This window comes from Gillisia sp. Hel_I_29, assembly GCF_000744275.1.
Classification (GTDB): Bacteria; Bacteroidota; Bacteroidia; order Flavobacteriales; family Flavobacteriaceae; genus Gillisia.
Genome location: NZ_JQLP01000005.1, coordinates 201,975 through 217,631, shown reverse-complemented (window position 1 = coordinate 217,631; position 15,657 = coordinate 201,975). Strand labels below are relative to the sequence as shown.

Sequence of the window (15,657 nt, the reverse complement as noted above, 5' to 3'; positions counted from 1 at the left end):
TCATAGTTGAGGGCTATTCCGAACCATGTAAGTAAATAAATGGCATATCCAATCTTACTTTGATGTGTTCTGTTTTAGGGTAAACCGCTCAAAGAGCAAACAAAGTATCTTTCACCAAACAATAGAAAGAATGGTTGCCGCTAATCCAATATTTCAAGGAAGCATAAAACAGTCGCTAAACGTATAACTCAATAAATTTATTTCCTCGCTTTGTTTTTCATGCGTTTTGGCCCATACCAGAGCCAGAAACCAGTTACTGAGAACAGAAAAAGGGAAACGCCCATAATGCTGGTATAACTCACTTTTATGATTCCATTAGGCGTTTTAAAATAATCGTCCAGAATAGAGCCGTCGTGAACCTGCTCTACAAAGTCGGCTCGTCGAATTCCTATCTGCAACAAATCTCCGGTGGTACCATCCAGTTGAATACTGTTGAGATGCTCTGCAAAAATGAATTTCACAATGCCTTTTTCTTTTCTTATATCTATGCGGTCCAGTTCTAGGGAAAGTGTTTTTCCTACAGAGTCATGAAGCACTTTAAAGGCTTTCTGCTCTAAATCTGCCAGAGGCAGCCATTCTACCAATTTCGAAGAAGTTCCCTTAGTAGTTGCCGGCAACAACACCCCGCCGCTGTGCTTCTTCCATCCCAATAATACACCAGATACCGATATAAAAATAAAAAATACGAATAGGAAAATACCCATAATGCGATGTATTTTTCGCGTATTGCGTAGCAGTTTGGCTTGTTTCTTTCGTGTATTTTTTACTGCCATTTCAATGTATTTATATTTGTCGCACGGCTGACTTTATTTATATTGCATTTTTCAGGAACTACCAATTGAGTACACAAGGAATTACAACCAAATTTAAAACTTTAGTGGAAAACAAACCACCTAAAATAACCACAACCATTGAGCTTTGAAATTCAAAATAAAGTTCTTTATGCTTATGTACTTTAAAACCTATTTGTTTCAATTTGGAAACAATACAACCGAAAATAGTGATTTAGATAAATTATTATAAAATCATTACTAATAATATATCTCAATTTCAATGAGGAATCTGTTATGAATCTATATAAACATAATTTGTGCCTACTAAATGGAAGGCTATTTCAAGTGGGGTTAGAAATTGACCTTCCATTTGCAGGACTTAAAATTATAATGCGTACTGCCCTTTTAACCTTAAGTTCACCTCTACATCCTCATCACTGGTATTTCTAAAAAACCATCCATGTTTTCCTTCATAAGGAGCAAAAAAAGTACCCACCATATTATTGGAGTTGGCAATGGTGTAACTTTCAAAGTAAACTTCCTTTACCTCTTTTTCTTGCTTTACTTCCCCGTGAAAATCGAAATAGAGTATCTCCCCATTCGTGGTAGTCCACTCGTATTTCATTTTTCCATGCTTAAGCATATTTATTTTAAATTCAATTCCTTTTCCTGCTGGTACAACCACTTTGGTTTCATCTTCCTGTAAACTTAATTGAGTAGTTGGAGGAGGATTATCGGCCTCTTTAGGTCTTTCCACAGTAGGCCCTGAACCTGCTTTTTCTAGCTTGATTATTTGGGTAGAAGGATTTGCGGCAATAACTCCTAAACTATTTGTTTCGGCTTCTTCGGGAACGTAAAGCTTGCTAAATCCCAACAGTTCTCCAGCCCCTGTAGGATCCATTCCAAATTCTGCTGGTAATACTGCTATTACTAATAACAGCGCACCAACAAGAAGTGAAATTAGGGTCGCTTTAATAATTTTACTTTTTTCCAATATTGGATGCTTCATTTCTGACATAGTTATTTTTTTTAAGATGTAAAGTAGCCTGTTAATTGAAAGCCGAGCAGTAAAAACCCAGCGGCCATAAGTGCTGTATTTGTAATTGTTGAAAATTTCATAAAACTAGGTTGTCTTCTCCATACCGTGATAAGAAGTAATACTACCGCTAAAGCAATAAATTGTCCTATTTCTACACCTATATTGAAACCAATTAAGTTTGTAAATAGGCCTTCTCGGTCGAATTTGAATTCTTGTAATTTACTTGCAAGGCCAAAACCGTGAAACAGACCGAATATCAAAACTGCTGCCTTTGTATTGGGCTGTTTACCAAAGAACTGCTTAAATCCGCCTAAATTATCGAATCCTTTGTAGACAATAGATAGCGCTATAATTGCATCGATTAAGTAAGCATTAATGTTGATATCGGCTAAAACTCCTAAAAGTAAGGTGGTACTGTGACCAATGGTAAAAAAGCTTACATATAGTAAAACTTCTTTTGGTTTGTAAAGGAAGAATATAACCCCTACCAAAAATAATAGGTGGTCATAACCTGTAATCATATGTTTAGCTCCTATGTATAAAAATGGCCCGAAGGCAACACCATTATTTCCCAATAAAAATGTTTGGGTATTTTCATCGACACCGTGCGCAAATGCGGTAGTGCAAAATGCGCAAACAACAGTTAATACCAGAAAGGATATTATCTTTTTTATTTTCATAATAAATTAGATTTAATCCCATTGCAACTTGAGGCACAATGGGATTTTAATTATTAATGTGCGTGCCCGTGGGATTTAACCTGCTCTATACTATCCATTTTCATTTTGCGGGCCATTTGGATGCTATCCTGATTCTCTAATCTTTCTGTTTTATTTTCGTTGTTAACATTTTCTAAAACATCTGGAGAAGGTGCCTCCGTTTTTGGTTCCTTGCAAGATGCAAATAGGGTGGTTAATGCAACTGTTATAATAAAAAATACTTTTTTCATGATTTATTGATTTTTGTTATTAGTGTTTAAAATTTATTAAGCTATGTTCTTTAATTTATTTTCATAAAAATATTTTTAGTGTTTTTTATTTAAAATATATCTTTTAAAAATTGTTCCTAAATCTTTTTCCGAAAACCATATATCACTTGGATGAAGATGAAGCACAGGAGCCTGTTGGCATTTATCATTACAATCCATTTTTTCAACTTCCATTTTATCTTTTAGGTTATATTTTTTTATATAGTATTCTAAGCGTTTTCCTTTTTTCTTTCGGCAGTTTGCTCCGTTACACTGATAAATGACGGGTTTATTATTTTTAGAATCTTCCATAATGTTATTGTTTATAATGAACACTCAATTTTTAATGCTAAATTTTTCATAGCAAATATTAATGTAAAATTGCCTTCGATTTTATTTGATCTGAATTTCTAATAGTTTCTTTTGGTCTAAGAAACAGAAATACAATCAGCAACAACGACAAAGTGATAATTCCTCCATAGAGAAATTCCTTTTCGAGGAAATTGGTTCCCAAAAACCCGGCTATCGGATATGCGAATGCCCACCAAAGATGTGAAAACGCAAAATGGGAGCCATATACTTTTCCTTGTTCACTATCTGATATATTCTCTCCTATAAGGGTTTCTGAAGGAATTTCCGCCAAACTTTGCCCTAAACCTGCAACGATCCAAAATGCAAAGAGCAGGGAAAAATTCAGGTAATTTGCGGCACTAATTGCTAGACCCAATACTAATGCTCCCAATACTAAGGAAACCTGCCTCGATTTGGATTTATCTATAGCACCAGAAACGAAAGCAGCGACTGTTGCACCAATACCGAAGGCAGCCATAATTAAACCATAATCCTTATCGGTAAGATCCAATCCGCTTTTTACAAGAATGATTGTATTCACCAATATAAAAGCTCCGGCCATCGCTGTTACCAGTTCTATGAAAAGCGCAAAACGTATGTATTTGTTTTGAAACAAAAGTCGAATGCCTTTGGTTACATCTTGCCAAGTTGTAAGTTGTTTTTTCGAAATATCTTCCTTAGGTACATTCAAGAAATCTTTTGGAAGGGTTAAAAGCAAAATGCCCGCGACAATAAATGTGGCCGCATCGACCAAAAATATTTCGCGAGCACCCAACCAAACTGCAAGGATACCTGCCAATCCTGGCCCTAAAACTCCCAATAACTGATACGTGGCAGCCGATAGACCAATAGCTTGCCGATATAATTTCTTGTCAACTATCTGTGGAATTATAGACCTATAAGTAGGACTAAAAAAAGCATTGAAAACATTCATAAGGAATACCAAGACATAAATTTGCCATTCGGCGGTAATGAACGGTAGCAAGGCGACAAGTCCCATCCTAATAAAGTGGGTCGTGTACAGAATCTTTTTTCGATCTATCCGGTCTGCTAGTACACCTGCAAAAGGTGAAAAGATGATAAAGGCGGTTACCCGCAATGTGAGGGCAGTGGCCAAAATTATCGCAGCCCTGCCTTCCCCAAATTGATAGGCCAATAATGCCAAACCGACCCAAGTGAAGGCATCCCCCAACAGGCTGATGGTCTGTGCGAGATATACCTTCGCAAACAGCTTATTTTGCAGTGCTTGAAAGGGTTCTATTAATTTGGATATAGCCTTGCCGATTTTTATCCTGATATCTTAAAATTATTTTTCAAATTGGGACTACTCTTCTTCTTCAGAATTTCTCAATGCAGACAAGATGGAATAAGCATTTTTGGTCACAGGCTTAAAACTGTTGACATCAGCACTTTCAGCAAAAGTTATGGCCGTGTACCCTTCCTGCTCAATTCCTTTTTTAACCTGTTCCAATCTAAATGTATAGCCGCTATCAGAATTTTCGGTTTGAAAGATTACAAAATCTTTCCCTTCATATTGAACAATAGCTTCAGAAGGGATCGCCATCTGCTTATTTGTACCGCTTTCGATCCAAGCTTTCACGTACATTCCCGGTAATAATCCTTTTTTGTCCTCTTTGTTTAAATGGCTGTAAACTGGTGTGATACGATCGCTTCCGGTAGCTTTTCCTATTAAGAAAACCTCGGCGGTACGGTTGAATTTATTATCATTGGCAAGGGAGAATTTTACGGTTTGGCCTACTTTAATTTTTCCCAGGTCTTTTTCAAAGGCGTTCAATGCCAGATGAATATCGTCCAAATTAACTACTTCAAAAAGCACATCTTGTGGGGATACATAATCACCGATGTTTACATTGCTCGCTTTTACAAAACCTGTAATAGGGGCATAAAGGTTGGCAGTTCGGGTTATGTTGCCATTTTGGACATTACTTCTACTGATTCCCGCCAGCGCAAGCTGTTGTTCGTATGCCTTAACGCGACCTTGCGTTATTTTATAATCTGAGGAAACCTGTTGAAAGGTTTTTGCCGAATTGATATCCTCTTCCCGCAATTGTTTTTGGCGGTTATATTCTTCTTCAAGAAATTGTAGCCTGCTTAAACTTTCCAAATAATCCTGTTGTATTTGGATAAATTCAGGATTTTCGATCGTAGCCAAGACCTGCCCTTTTTTAATCGCTTCCCCCGGCAGTCTCCCGGCAGTTTTTAAATAACCTCCTAAAGGTGCAGATACAGAGGCCATACTTTTGGGCTCCACATCAATAACACCGTTGAGTTTAATAATATTGCTAAGATTTCTCATTTCTATCTGTCCGGTTTCTATTCCGGCAAGATTGTATTGATCCTTTGTAAAAGTGACCTGTTTGGCCCCGTTTGCAGCAGGTTGTTCTTTTGGCATAGAAGCTTCTGCGGAAGTTTCCACTTTTTCTGAATCCTTGTTGCCACACGCTACGATCAATAAGGTTGATAAAATGAGCAACGGGAATTTTGTATTGAATTTAATTTTCATCTTTTTATATTTTATATAATATCATTAAGATTTTTACAAGCCCAATAAGGCTTCTATTACAATGATGGACTGATTATATTGATAGAGGGTGTTTAGATATTCTGTCTGGATGGTATTCGCCAAAGTGAGGTTCTGCAAGTACTGTGCATAGGAAACGTTCCCACTTTTAAAGCTCTTTTCCGAATTGTCAATAATAAGCTCTGCTTGTGGCAGGGCTTCATTTTGATAGTAATTGAGCGTGCCTTGAAGTTTATAGTATTCTTGTAACAAACTTTGTAGTTCTCCTTGTAATTGGGTTTGGTTCAGCTCAAGTTGGGATTGGGCGATATCCTCTTCGATTTTTGCCGCCTTTATCTTGGAACGATGCCCTCCCGGAAAAATAGGGATAGCCATGCCTACCTGAAAATAGGAAAACCGATCACCATTATCATATTGAATGTCCTGGCCATTTACAAATTGATCGCCTATAAAGGATTGACTGTTATAACCGAACATAAGATCGGGTAAAACTTTGTTCCTCTCCACGTTGGTCTCCCGTTTTCTTACGGCCAATTGTTGTTTTAAATAAACGAACGGGGGGCTTTGTTCCACCGACTGACTTTCAATATCCAAATCGATCTCGTTAGGAACAAGTTCAGTGTCTGTAACACTTATATTATCATTGGTGTTCAATACTACCTGTAAGCGTTTTTTGGCGATTCTCAAATCGGCTTCGTTCTGTTGAAGCTTATTTTTTATTTGCATCGATTGTGTGGCCGAGGTCACACTTTCCAGCTTTGTGGATTCTCCTGTTTTATAACGCATTGAACTGGATCGGTCAAGATTACTGTATAGACTATCTTGACGCTGCAACAAACGTTCATTCTCCATTAGAAACATATACCTCAAATAGGCAGATTTAACATCCGCAATCAGTTCATTTTTCTCTATAATCTTGAGTTGCTCACTGCTATTGACCCTGGCTTTCGCCAACTTGAATTGACTGGTGTAAACCGTGGGAAAATTAATTCGCTGAGTAACGCCATATAGGTTGTCTTTCAACGTAGGTGTATTAAATTCGCCTCTTGAATAGGAAAATTCTGTTCGGGGTATGGTAATCGCGCCATATTTTCCCGTTTTTTCAACATCTATTTCATATTGCGCGATCTTAATGCGGTTATTATTTTGAAGGGCAATTTCAATGGCTTGCTCTAAAGTAAGTTTACGCTCCTGCGCTTGATTTGTTTCCTGTGCTTGAAGTTGCGTCGCTGGAAAAAACATACCACCGATTACAATTAAAGTGGTGGCTATTTTCTTTTTTCTAAAATTGAATTTGACCTTGCCTTCCGTAAAATAAATGTACAGGACGGGTAGAACAATCAGTGTTAGCGCTGTAGCTGTAATCAGCCCACCTATTACCACAGTGGCCAGTGGCCGCTGCACCTCTGCACCAGATGATGATGACAATGCCATCGGCAAGAAACCTAAGGCCGCTACCGTGGCGGTCATCAATACCGGTCTCAACCTCACGCGCGTACCCTTAAGAACACGTTCATAAATATCGGTCACGCCTTCTTTATCAAGCCTGTTGAATTCAGCTACCAGCACGATACCGTTTAAAACGGCCACACCAAATAATGCAATAAATCCAATCCCAGCCGATATACTGAAGGGAAGGTCTCGTATCAGAAGTGCAAAAACACCTCCAATGGCAGATAATGGTATCGCGGTAAAAATGAGCAAACTTTGTTTTATTGAACCGAAGGCAAAATAGAGCAGTATTAGAATAAGCAATAAGGCTACTGGTAAAGCGATCATCAATCTTTGATTTGCCTCTTTTAAGTTCTGAAATTGTCCGCCATAGGTTACATAATAGCCAGCCGGCATATCAACATTAGCACCCATAATCTGTTTAATATCATCGACTATGCTCTGAACATCCCTTTCACGCACATTAAATCCTATGGTAATACGCCTTTTGGCATTATCACGTTGAATCTGTACAGGTCCAGGTTCAAAGGAAACGTTGGCTACCTCACTAAGCGGAATTTGCCTTCCCTCTGGAGTGCTGACATATAAATTCTGTACATCGGTGATATCAGTTCGGTAGTCCTTATCCAATCGAACCACTAGATCAAAACGGCGTTCTCCTTCATATACAAGTCCAGCAGAAGTACCCGCAAACGCAGTTTCGATAGCATTATTTACATCCTCGATATTCATCCCATACTGGGATATCTTATCACGGTCCATTTGAATATTTATCTGCGGTAAACCTGTAATTTCCTCCACATATAAATCTTCCACACCTTCTACGGATTTTATTTTGCTACCAACATTGCTGGCTAGATCTGAAAGAATATTAAGATCCTCGCCATAAATTTTGATTACAACATCTTGTTTTGCACCTGTCAAAAGTTCATTGAAACGCATTTGTATAGGCTGCTGGAAACTAAAAGTAGCGTTTGGAATAACCGATAAGGATTCCTGCATTTTCTCTATCAAACCTTCTCTTCCTTCTGCACTTGTCCAGTCCTCTTTGGGACTCAGGATTACCATCATATCTCCTGCTTCAATAGGCATAGGGTCTGTTGGTATTTCCCCTGAACCAATCTTGTTGACTACTTGCGTTACTTCATCTGGATATTCATTTAATAATATGGTCTGGGCCTTTTGGGAAACATCGATCATTTGGTCAATAGAGCTCCCAACGGGCACTCGGGTTTCCACTGCGAAATCCCCTTCGTCCAACTGCGGAATAAACTCACCACCCATATTGGCGAACACTACCAGCGTAATAACGAATAATCCTATTGCCAATCCAATTACCAAAAGCTTTGCATGAAGGGCGGCTTCTATAATAGGTCTATAAAGACGCTGAAAGAAATCCATCATCTTATCGGAAAAATTCCTTTTATGCTCCGTCTTACGGCCTAAAGCAAGGGCAGACATCATCGGAACATACGTAAGCGATAAAATCAATGCTCCCAAAATGGCGAAAGAAACCGTTTGGGCCATTGGGTGGAACATTTTTCCTGCTACCCCGCTTAAAGCCATAATGGGTAAATACACAATGAGTATAATTATTTGTCCAAATGCTGCGGAATTCATCATTTTACCAGCAGATCGTTTTACTTCGGTATCCATCTGTTCAGAAGATAATTTTTCAACTCCGGCATACTTCTTTTTACTGGTATGAATCCCGAACATCACAGATTCAACAATGATTACCGCCCCATCTACGATAAGACCGAAATCTATTGCGCCCAAACTCATCAAGTTTCCCGAGACCCCAAAGAGGTTCATCATTGATATTGCAAAAAGCATTGAGAGCGGTATAACAGAAGCCACTATCAATCCACCCCTAAAATTTCCCAGAAAGAGAATCAGTACAAATATCACAATCAACGCCCCTTCCGTAAGATTGGTAGTCACCGTTCCTATCGCACGATCCACCAATTTTTTCCTATCCAGGTACGGCTCAATGGTCACCCCTTCGGGCAAGGTTTCCTTAATCTGTTCAATTTTATCCTTTACAGCATTAATAACTGCGGAAGAGTTTGCTCCTTTTAGCATCATTACAATCCCCGTGACCACTTCGCCTTCTCCATTTCGAGTAGCAGCCCCGTAGCGTACACCGTGACCAAACTGTACTTTGGCAACATCCCTTATTAGTACTGGCGTTCCATTACTTACTTTAACAACAATCTTCTCTAGCTCTTGTAAATTATTCACGAGGCCTTCACTACGTATGAAATAGGCATTGGGTCCCTTATCAATATAAGCCCCACCAGTATTTTGATTGTTTTTTTCCAGGGCGGTAAAAATCTCCTCGATAGTAACGTTCACACTTTGAAGTTTATCGGGGTCTATCGCAATTTCATATTGCTTAACAAAACCTCCAAAACCACTGACTTCAGCAACACCAGGCGTTCCCAATAACTGCCGTTTGATAATCCAATCCTGTATAGAGCGCAGCTCCGTTGCATCGTATTGGTCCTCATATCCTTCTTTGGGATGAATCACATATTGATATATTTCACCCAGCCCAGTGGTTACGGGTGCCATTTCAGGCTCTCCCACACCCTCAGGTATATTTTTAGCTGCCAAAGACAAGCGTTCTTGAACTTGCTGTCGTGCCCAATAGAGGTCGGTATCTTCCTCAAATACAATGGTTACAATGGAAAGCCCAAAGCGGGAAAAAGAACGCATATCCTTTATCCCAGGTATGCTTACCATTGTTTGTTCAACGGGAAATGTTACAAGTTGTTCTACCTCCTGAGCTGCAAGGGTAGGGGAAACGGTTATGACCATTACCTGATTGTCCGTAATATCGGGTACGGCATCTATGGGCAGTTTTGTTAGGGAATAAACTCCCCAGCCTATAAGGAACAAGGTTAATATTCCGACAACAAGTTTGTTGTTGATCGAAAATTGAATGATTTTATCTAACATTATAGTAGAAGAATTTTAAGATGGAAAACGAAAATATGAAACACCAAGAGCTGACTTCATAGACGTTTTTTAAAAGACTATGGTTTTTAAACTAAAGATAATTAATGGTAGCTATGACAAAAGAATATTGCATAACTAAATCGTGATATAAGCAGCATCAAGCTCAAAAATGCTTGAGTGTATATAACACTTTCAGAAATTAACAAGAAGGTGGCCCCCGAAGGGTATGGGAAGGTAATGCCGAAAAATATGGAATTATAGGATAATCCCGAAAACGTTGCTTTTCAAAATTCGCGAACCAAATTTCTTGATTGTCAATGTGAACATTTAAAGGCGAGTTTTGAAAAATTTTAATTTTTACATCTAGCTTTTTAATGGTGCCCGTTACATACTTTAAGCTTCTTTCATTCAAAGAATGCTGAAAGTGCTCAAAAATATGGCCAAGCTCTAGATGTTCTTGAGCTATTTGTTGAGAACCTATTTCAGAAGCAGTGGAAACGTCTTCAGCATCAATATGAGGCACGATGTCGTGGCCTATCATAATGAAGGCTGCTGCAAAGAACAGTATATTTCTAAATAGCTTCAATGCAATTGTTTGATAAAGCAGCGAATTTATGAAATTTTTTTACACTTTAGGTAAATTTAAAGTACGAAAATTTTAACTATTCGCAATCCCCTCTGATTTATTAATACACAGGGGGATTACAAATTAGTTATCTGTTATTAAAGCTCAATACTCAAATAGCCTTTTTTCTGAAGTTGAAAATTATGCAACAAGCCATTGTCCACTACTTCTAACTCATGTGGAATATCTTCTTTATTGACTTTGAATTTTTTTAAAGATAATCCGCATACTACAATTTTCACATGGGCTTTTTCTGCTTTTTCTATAAAGCTTTTCATCATTTCTTTATCTGTAAGGTTTTCAACAGTTTTTCCACAAATGATCGCTTGAAAATCGCCAAAACTCTTTCCATCTTCTTCCGCTAGAGCCTCTGCTGTTAAAATAATAGGCTGAAGTTGAGGGATCTTTTTTGTAAGCACTACATAATTATGTGAATGCTGTTCTTGTTTAGTAGTTTGTGCATTTAGAGAACTGGTAAATGTTAGTGCTAGAATAGTTAAACCTAAAATTAGCTTTTTCATAGTTATTGTTTTTGAAATGTTTGTATATCGTTTAATATAAAAAATAGCAATCCCCCTAAAATTGCAATATTCTTAAAAAGAGGGCCTAAAGTATGTATTTGTCCAACCTGCACGGTCAAGGTTATTGGAACTAAAACAGCCGCTAGTGCCATTGCAGCCCATTTGGTTTTATAACCAACTAAAAGCAAAAATCCTGCAATCATCATTATAACTCCAGAGATGATTATTAAATATTCGGGATTGCCTAAAAAATAGGCAATTCCTTTAAACCTAGCTTGGTCAATTCGGTTTATAGTCTTTTCGAGGTTTAAAATATGATTAAAACTCGCCACCAAAAATATACCGCTCAATAAAATACGGAACAGCTGAACCGATCTATAGGAAACTGAAATAGTTGTTTTCATAAGATTCAATAGTTATTGTGAATAAATTTGTCTGGAAAATCAAATATTTCCAAACCTTTTATCAAGTATTATACTACTGAATATTTTGGAGGAGGATATAATTTTCCGGGATGTATAATTATAACCAATGGCCTTATATATACGAATTTCGTAAAATCAAGGTCTCGGGTTTCAGGAATTTCAATTTCTTCTGTATACTGATAATTATTTGAACAGATTCTGGCCAGTTTCAAGATTTGAATTGGAGAGGAGGTTTCTATATTGTCGACCGTCTTATTCAAACTATTATTTTTCTTTTCACAGAAAGGATTAAGCAGAACTACCTCATCGGTTTTCAGTATTAAACCTATTATATCAGAATCTACCGTGATCAGCTTTCCTGAAAAAACCATCACCAGAACTATCGCTATATATTGTTTTCCGAGCATAAAAGTTTTCAAATATATATGATTTTACCTCTACTCCATGTAACTATTGTTACATAAAGATTATTCATGGAGCTTGTGTAACAATGGTTACCGAATGTCTATTCAAATAGCCTTATATTTAAAGGTAATAATCAAAAAGAAAGAAAATTATGGAATATTATTTTGCTAAAACGGTAACTGGAGAATTTGAAGAAGTTATTAAAAAAGTTACAAATGAATTGGAAAAGGAAGGCTTTGGGGTATTAACGGAAATAGATATTAAGGCAACCTTAAAAAAGAAACTAGATGTAGATTTTAAAAAATATCGAATTTTGGGTGCCTGCAACGCTCCCTATGCACACAAAGCTTTAAAAGCGGAAGATAAGATAGGTACTATGTTACCTTGTAATGTGATTGTCCAAGAATTGGAAAATGGAAGAATAGAGGTGGCCGCAGTAAATCCAATGGCATCCATGCAGGCGGTAAAAAATAAAGATTTAGAGAGCATCGCCAAGGAGATTGGAGATAAGTTAAAACAAGTGATGGACAAGGTTTAAGTTTTCAATTGTAGAAAATGAAAAGAGAAAATCCAGCCAAAAAAGAAATCAGTAATCAGAATTATACTGAAAGCCGTAGAACGACCTATTGTATTAGTCAGCGGTACGGTTCCCAGACTTTTTCTGAAATTCTAAAAAATATAAAAGAAGCATTGGCCAAAAGGGATTTTGATGTCCTTTTGGAATTAGCTCTGGATAAATATTTAAAAAAGGATATAAAGGATATGCCACCACATGTCATTCTATCCGTATGTAATTCTGGAACCGCAGCTAAAGCACTAACTGCCGATCTTCAAAGCGGAGTTTTTTTACCCTGCAACATAACGGTAAAAGAAGTAGATCAGGGGAACATTGAAGTTTCTATTGAGGACACTACCGTTACTTGGGCTTCGTCAAATACAAATGAATTAGGCGAATTAGCTAAAAAAACTACAGAAACACTTAAACAAATTTTATCAGAAATTGATCAGCAGAGAATGAAATTGTAAACAACAATAAGATATGAGTATCCAAAAGCATGATAGAAGAAATTTCATAAAACTTGGATGTGCTGGCGCATCTATACTTATCGCTTGGCCATTATTTCAGTCCTGTGCCAATGAAAATAAAAATAGTGATCCATTACGACTGAATCCCGATTTTAAACCCGACCTGGATATTAAACTGACTGCGGTAGAACAGGAAATTTCTATACTTGAAGGAAGAAAAACAATCTGCTGGACTTTTAAAAGTGAATTGATACTAGGAGACTCCAGCAGTCTTCAGCAAATTCCTGATAGTTATCTGGGTCCCATAATTAAAGTGAACAAAGGCCAAAAAATACGAATACGCTTTCAAAATGAACTGCCACAAGAAAGTATTGTGCATTGGCATGGAATGCATGTGCCGGAGCAGTACGACGGCCATCCAACAGACATTATATCTAATGGCCAAACTTATGTGTACGAATATGAAGTAATGAACCGTGCCGGAACCTATTGGTTTCATCCCCATCCGCATGGTAACACTGGTGAGCAGGTTTATAATGGTCTTGCAGGTTTGCTACTAGTTTCAGATAAGGAAGAGGGAAATTTAAACCTCCCCACTGGAGAATTTGATTTTCCGGTGGTAATTCAGGATCGCACTTTAGATGATAATAATCAACTGGTTTATCTTGATGGTGGAAGAATGGACAGGATGATGGGGTTTTTAGGTGATAAAATCTTTATAAACGGTAGACCAGAGCAAGAATTATCTCTAAAAGCAGGATGCAATTACAGGCTTAGGTTCCTTAATGGCTCGAATTCGCGAATTTATAAACTTGCCTGGGATAATGGGGAGCCGCTTAAAGTAATTGGAATTGATGGCAGTATTTTGGAACAACCCAAAGTAATGCCTTATGTAATGCTGGCTCCCGCAAAAAGAATAGACATATGGCTGGATTTAAAAAATAAAAAGCAAGGAGATGAAATTGAATTAAAAAGTCTGGCATTTGAAAGCGGAATGATGAATGGAGGGATGATGAATGGTAACAATACCCGTTTGCCTTTAGGTTCTGAATACAGTATTTTTAAAATTAAAATGAACGAAAGTGCGTCGAATGATTTTCTACTTCCTGAAAACCTTGTGCCTTATAATAAATTAGATCCAACCACCGCAGTTAACCGAAATAACCCTAGGGAATTTAATTTTTTTATGCAAGGAATGCGATGGACAATCAATGGTAGAACTTGGGAGCCTACTGAAGTAGCTAAAGAAGAAACAGTAAAATTAGATACCACCGAAATATGGCAGCTTTCCAATAAAGGAGGTAAAATGATGGGCGGTGGCGGTATGATGGGTGACGGCGGGATGATGGGACGAGGAAATGAAGGTGGCGGTATGGGGAATATGATGCAGATGCCACATCCAATCCATATACATCAGGTACAATTTAATATTTTGGAATATGATACCTCCGAAATGGATGTCATGGTTTGGAATTCTATCAAGGATGGCTTTATTGATGAAGGCTGGCAGGATACAGTGCTTTTAATGCCGGGAATGAAAATCAAAATCATAATGCGCTTTTCAGATTTCAAAGGTCTTTTCGTTTACCACTGTCATAACTTAGAACACGAAGATATGGGGATGATGAGGAACTTTAAAATCACATAGAACAGGAATAAATTTTATTTAAAATGAAGACTTTTCCCATAGATAAAAAAACGAGGAGGGTCGTTGAACTAATTTTTAACTAAATAATTGAAATGATGAAAACAATTTTAAAAACACTAATGGTTATTGGTATAATGGGTACAGTTATCAGCTGCAAATCAACTTTTAATGCCACAGAGACAATGGGACTTGAAAACAATCGTACTGCTGTATATCAGGAAATAATTTCAAATCCAAACCACTTAACTGAATTTATAGACCTAGCACAGCAAGATGAGGAAGCAAGAAAGATAATGATGCAAAGCCATATGCAAATGATGGAATCGGGAAAAATGAAAGAGATGATGGAGAATAATTCTGACATGAAGGAGAAGATGAAATCACATATGCAGAAAATGATGGAGGAAGATCCAGAGATGAAAGCAAAAATGCAATCCATGATGATCGAAAAAATGTTAAAAAGCCAGGAAGGCAGAAAAATGCTTATGGACAAAATGCACGAGGACAAAACCATGAAAGAAGAAATGAAAGAAGAAATGAAAGAAAAGATGATGCAAAAAATGAAAGAAAATCCAGAGATGATGGAAGAGATGATGGAAAAAATGATGAACAATCCTGAAATGAAGGAAAAAATGATGTCCAAGATGAAAGAAAAAAAATCTAATTCAGAAAATCATAAACACTAATAATTATGATGATGATATGGTGGTGGATAATAGGTTTAGGCCTTCTTTCTTTAGTGGTATTCTTTTATACCGGAAAAAACAAAAACAGGCCGGTTGAAAAAAGACGTGAAAGCCCTATGAATATATTAAAAGAAAGATATGCAAAAGGTGAAATAACCAAAGAGGAATTTGAAAATCAAAAAAAAACTCTTAGTGATTAATAATAAAGAGGTTTTTTAGAGTTTACAATAATT

General features: G+C 37.2%; 17 protein-coding genes and 1 pseudogene. 6 read left to right on the top strand and 12 right to left on the bottom strand.

Annotated elements, in window-relative coordinates; translation table 11 throughout:
• Positions 1–31: 31 nt before the first annotated feature.
• Positions 32–187, top strand: a pseudogene (locus P163_RS18535) (IS1595 family transposase); the annotation flags it as partial.
• Positions 188–197: 10 nt separating this feature from the next.
• Here the strand turns inward: P163_RS18535 and P163_RS06020 are convergent.
• The 12 genes from P163_RS06020 to P163_RS05965 all read right to left on the bottom strand — a co-directional run bounded on the left by P163_RS06020 (position 198) and on the right by P163_RS05965 (position 12,078).
• The gene (locus P163_RS06020; protein ID WP_034888683.1) at positions 198–773 is read right to left on the bottom strand and encodes a PepSY domain-containing protein; all 576 of its coding nucleotides are present in this window, start codon (positions 771–773) and stop codon (positions 198–200) included.
• Between the two features lie 385 nt (positions 774–1,158).
• The gene (locus tag P163_RS06015) at positions 1,159–1,791 is read right to left on the bottom strand and encodes a hypothetical protein (RefSeq protein ID WP_034888681.1); all 633 of its coding nucleotides are present in this window, start codon (positions 1,789–1,791) and stop codon (positions 1,159–1,161) included.
• 11 nt (positions 1,792–1,802) lie between these two features.
• Positions 1,803–2,492 (bottom strand): HupE/UreJ family protein, encoded by a 690-nt coding sequence (locus P163_RS06010; protein ID WP_034888679.1) that lies wholly within the window; start codon positions 2,490–2,492, stop codon positions 1,803–1,805.
• 53 nt (positions 2,493–2,545) lie between these two features.
• A complete protein-coding gene (locus tag P163_RS06005; protein WP_034888677.1) occupies positions 2,546–2,761 on the bottom strand; it encodes a hypothetical protein in 216 nt (71 codons plus the stop codon).
• 75 nt (positions 2,762–2,836) lie between these two features.
• Positions 2,837–3,091 carry a (2Fe-2S) ferredoxin domain-containing protein gene (locus P163_RS06000; protein WP_034888675.1) on the bottom strand — a complete coding sequence of 85 codons (255 nt, stop codon included), beginning with the start codon at positions 3,089–3,091 and terminating at the stop codon, positions 2,837–2,839.
• A 58-nt stretch (positions 3,092–3,149) separates the two neighbouring features.
• Positions 3,150–4,373, bottom strand: coding sequence for an MFS transporter (locus P163_RS05995; RefSeq protein ID WP_262489663.1), 1,224 nt, complete (start codon positions 4,371–4,373; stop codon positions 3,150–3,152).
• Between the two features lie 81 nt (positions 4,374–4,454).
• Entirely contained in the window at positions 4,455–5,654 is a 1,200-nt protein-coding gene (locus tag P163_RS05990; RefSeq protein WP_034888672.1) for an efflux RND transporter periplasmic adaptor subunit, read from the bottom strand.
• Between the two features lie 33 nt (positions 5,655–5,687).
• Positions 5,688–10,088, bottom strand: coding sequence for a CusA/CzcA family heavy metal efflux RND transporter (locus tag P163_RS05985; RefSeq protein ID WP_034888671.1), 4,401 nt, complete (start codon positions 10,086–10,088; stop codon positions 5,688–5,690).
• Between the two features lie 199 nt (positions 10,089–10,287).
• Positions 10,288–10,674, bottom strand: coding sequence for a hypothetical protein (locus P163_RS05980; RefSeq protein ID WP_231556166.1), 387 nt, complete (start codon positions 10,672–10,674; stop codon positions 10,288–10,290).
• Between the two features lie 137 nt (positions 10,675–10,811).
• Entirely contained in the window at positions 10,812–11,234 is a 423-nt protein-coding gene (locus P163_RS05975; RefSeq protein WP_034888668.1) for a DsrE family protein, read from the bottom strand.
• A 2-nt stretch (positions 11,235–11,236) separates the two neighbouring features.
• Positions 11,237–11,638 (bottom strand): DoxX family protein, encoded by a 402-nt coding sequence (locus P163_RS05970; RefSeq protein ID WP_034888666.1) that lies wholly within the window; start codon positions 11,636–11,638, stop codon positions 11,237–11,239.
• A 68-nt stretch (positions 11,639–11,706) separates the two neighbouring features.
• The gene (locus tag P163_RS05965) at positions 11,707–12,078 is read right to left on the bottom strand and encodes a hypothetical protein (RefSeq protein WP_156100664.1); all 372 of its coding nucleotides are present in this window, start codon (positions 12,076–12,078) and stop codon (positions 11,707–11,709) included.
• Between the two features lie 137 nt (positions 12,079–12,215).
• Between P163_RS05965 and P163_RS05960 the strand changes: the two genes are divergently transcribed.
• From P163_RS05960 to P163_RS05940, 5 genes are all read left to right on the top strand, one after another.
• Entirely contained in the window at positions 12,216–12,602 is a 387-nt protein-coding gene (locus tag P163_RS05960; RefSeq protein WP_034888661.1) for a DUF302 domain-containing protein, read from the top strand.
• 17 nt (positions 12,603–12,619) lie between these two features.
• Complete coding sequence (locus tag P163_RS17800) at positions 12,620–13,090, top strand: DUF302 domain-containing protein (RefSeq protein WP_051931162.1); 471 nt, start codon at positions 12,620–12,622, stop codon at positions 13,088–13,090.
• Positions 13,091–13,103: 13 nt separating this feature from the next.
• Positions 13,104–14,738 (top strand): multicopper oxidase family protein, encoded by a 1,635-nt coding sequence (locus P163_RS05950; RefSeq protein ID WP_034888659.1) that lies wholly within the window; start codon positions 13,104–13,106, stop codon positions 14,736–14,738.
• A gap of 92 nt (positions 14,739–14,830) precedes the next feature.
• Positions 14,831–15,424, top strand: a complete 594-nt coding sequence (locus P163_RS05945; protein ID WP_231556165.1) for a DUF4175 domain-containing protein — start codon at positions 14,831–14,833, stop codon at positions 15,422–15,424.
• A gap of 5 nt (positions 15,425–15,429) precedes the next feature.
• Positions 15,430–15,624, top strand: a complete 195-nt coding sequence (locus P163_RS05940; RefSeq protein ID WP_231556164.1) for an SHOCT domain-containing protein — start codon at positions 15,430–15,432, stop codon at positions 15,622–15,624.
• Positions 15,625–15,657 lie beyond the last annotated feature (33 nt).

Coding starts and splice junctions, on each gene's coding strand:
- P163_RS05960 (WP_034888661.1), top strand. CDS start 12,216: ATGGAATATTATTTTGCTAAAACGGTAACTGGAGAATTTGAAGAAGTT.
- P163_RS06005 (WP_034888677.1), bottom strand. CDS start 2,761: ATGAAAAAAGTATTTTTTATTATAACAGTTGCATTAACCACCCTATTT.
- P163_RS06000 (WP_034888675.1), bottom strand. CDS start 3,091: ATGGAAGATTCTAAAAATAATAAACCCGTCATTTATCAGTGTAACGGA.
- P163_RS06015 (WP_034888681.1), bottom strand. CDS start 1,791: ATGTCAGAAATGAAGCATCCAATATTGGAAAAAAGTAAAATTATTAAA.
- P163_RS05940 (WP_231556164.1), top strand. CDS start 15,430: ATGATGATGATATGGTGGTGGATAATAGGTTTAGGCCTTCTTTCTTTA.
- P163_RS06010 (WP_034888679.1), bottom strand. CDS start 2,492: ATGAAAATAAAAAAGATAATATCCTTTCTGGTATTAACTGTTGTTTGC.
- P163_RS05985 (WP_034888671.1), bottom strand. CDS start 10,088: ATGTTAGATAAAATCATTCAATTTTCGATCAACAACAAACTTGTTGTC.
- P163_RS05990 (WP_034888672.1), bottom strand. CDS start 5,654: ATGAAAATTAAATTCAATACAAAATTCCCGTTGCTCATTTTATCAACC.
- P163_RS06020 (WP_034888683.1), bottom strand. CDS start 773: ATGGCAGTAAAAAATACACGAAAGAAACAAGCCAAACTGCTACGCAAT.
- P163_RS05945 (WP_231556165.1), top strand. CDS start 14,831: ATGATGAAAACAATTTTAAAAACACTAATGGTTATTGGTATAATGGGT.
- P163_RS05950 (WP_034888659.1), top strand. CDS start 13,104: ATGAGTATCCAAAAGCATGATAGAAGAAATTTCATAAAACTTGGATGT.
- P163_RS05970 (WP_034888666.1), bottom strand. CDS start 11,638: ATGAAAACAACTATTTCAGTTTCCTATAGATCGGTTCAGCTGTTCCGT.
- P163_RS05975 (WP_034888668.1), bottom strand. CDS start 11,234: ATGAAAAAGCTAATTTTAGGTTTAACTATTCTAGCACTAACATTTACC.
- P163_RS17800 (WP_051931162.1), top strand. CDS start 12,620: ATGAAAAGAGAAAATCCAGCCAAAAAAGAAATCAGTAATCAGAATTAT.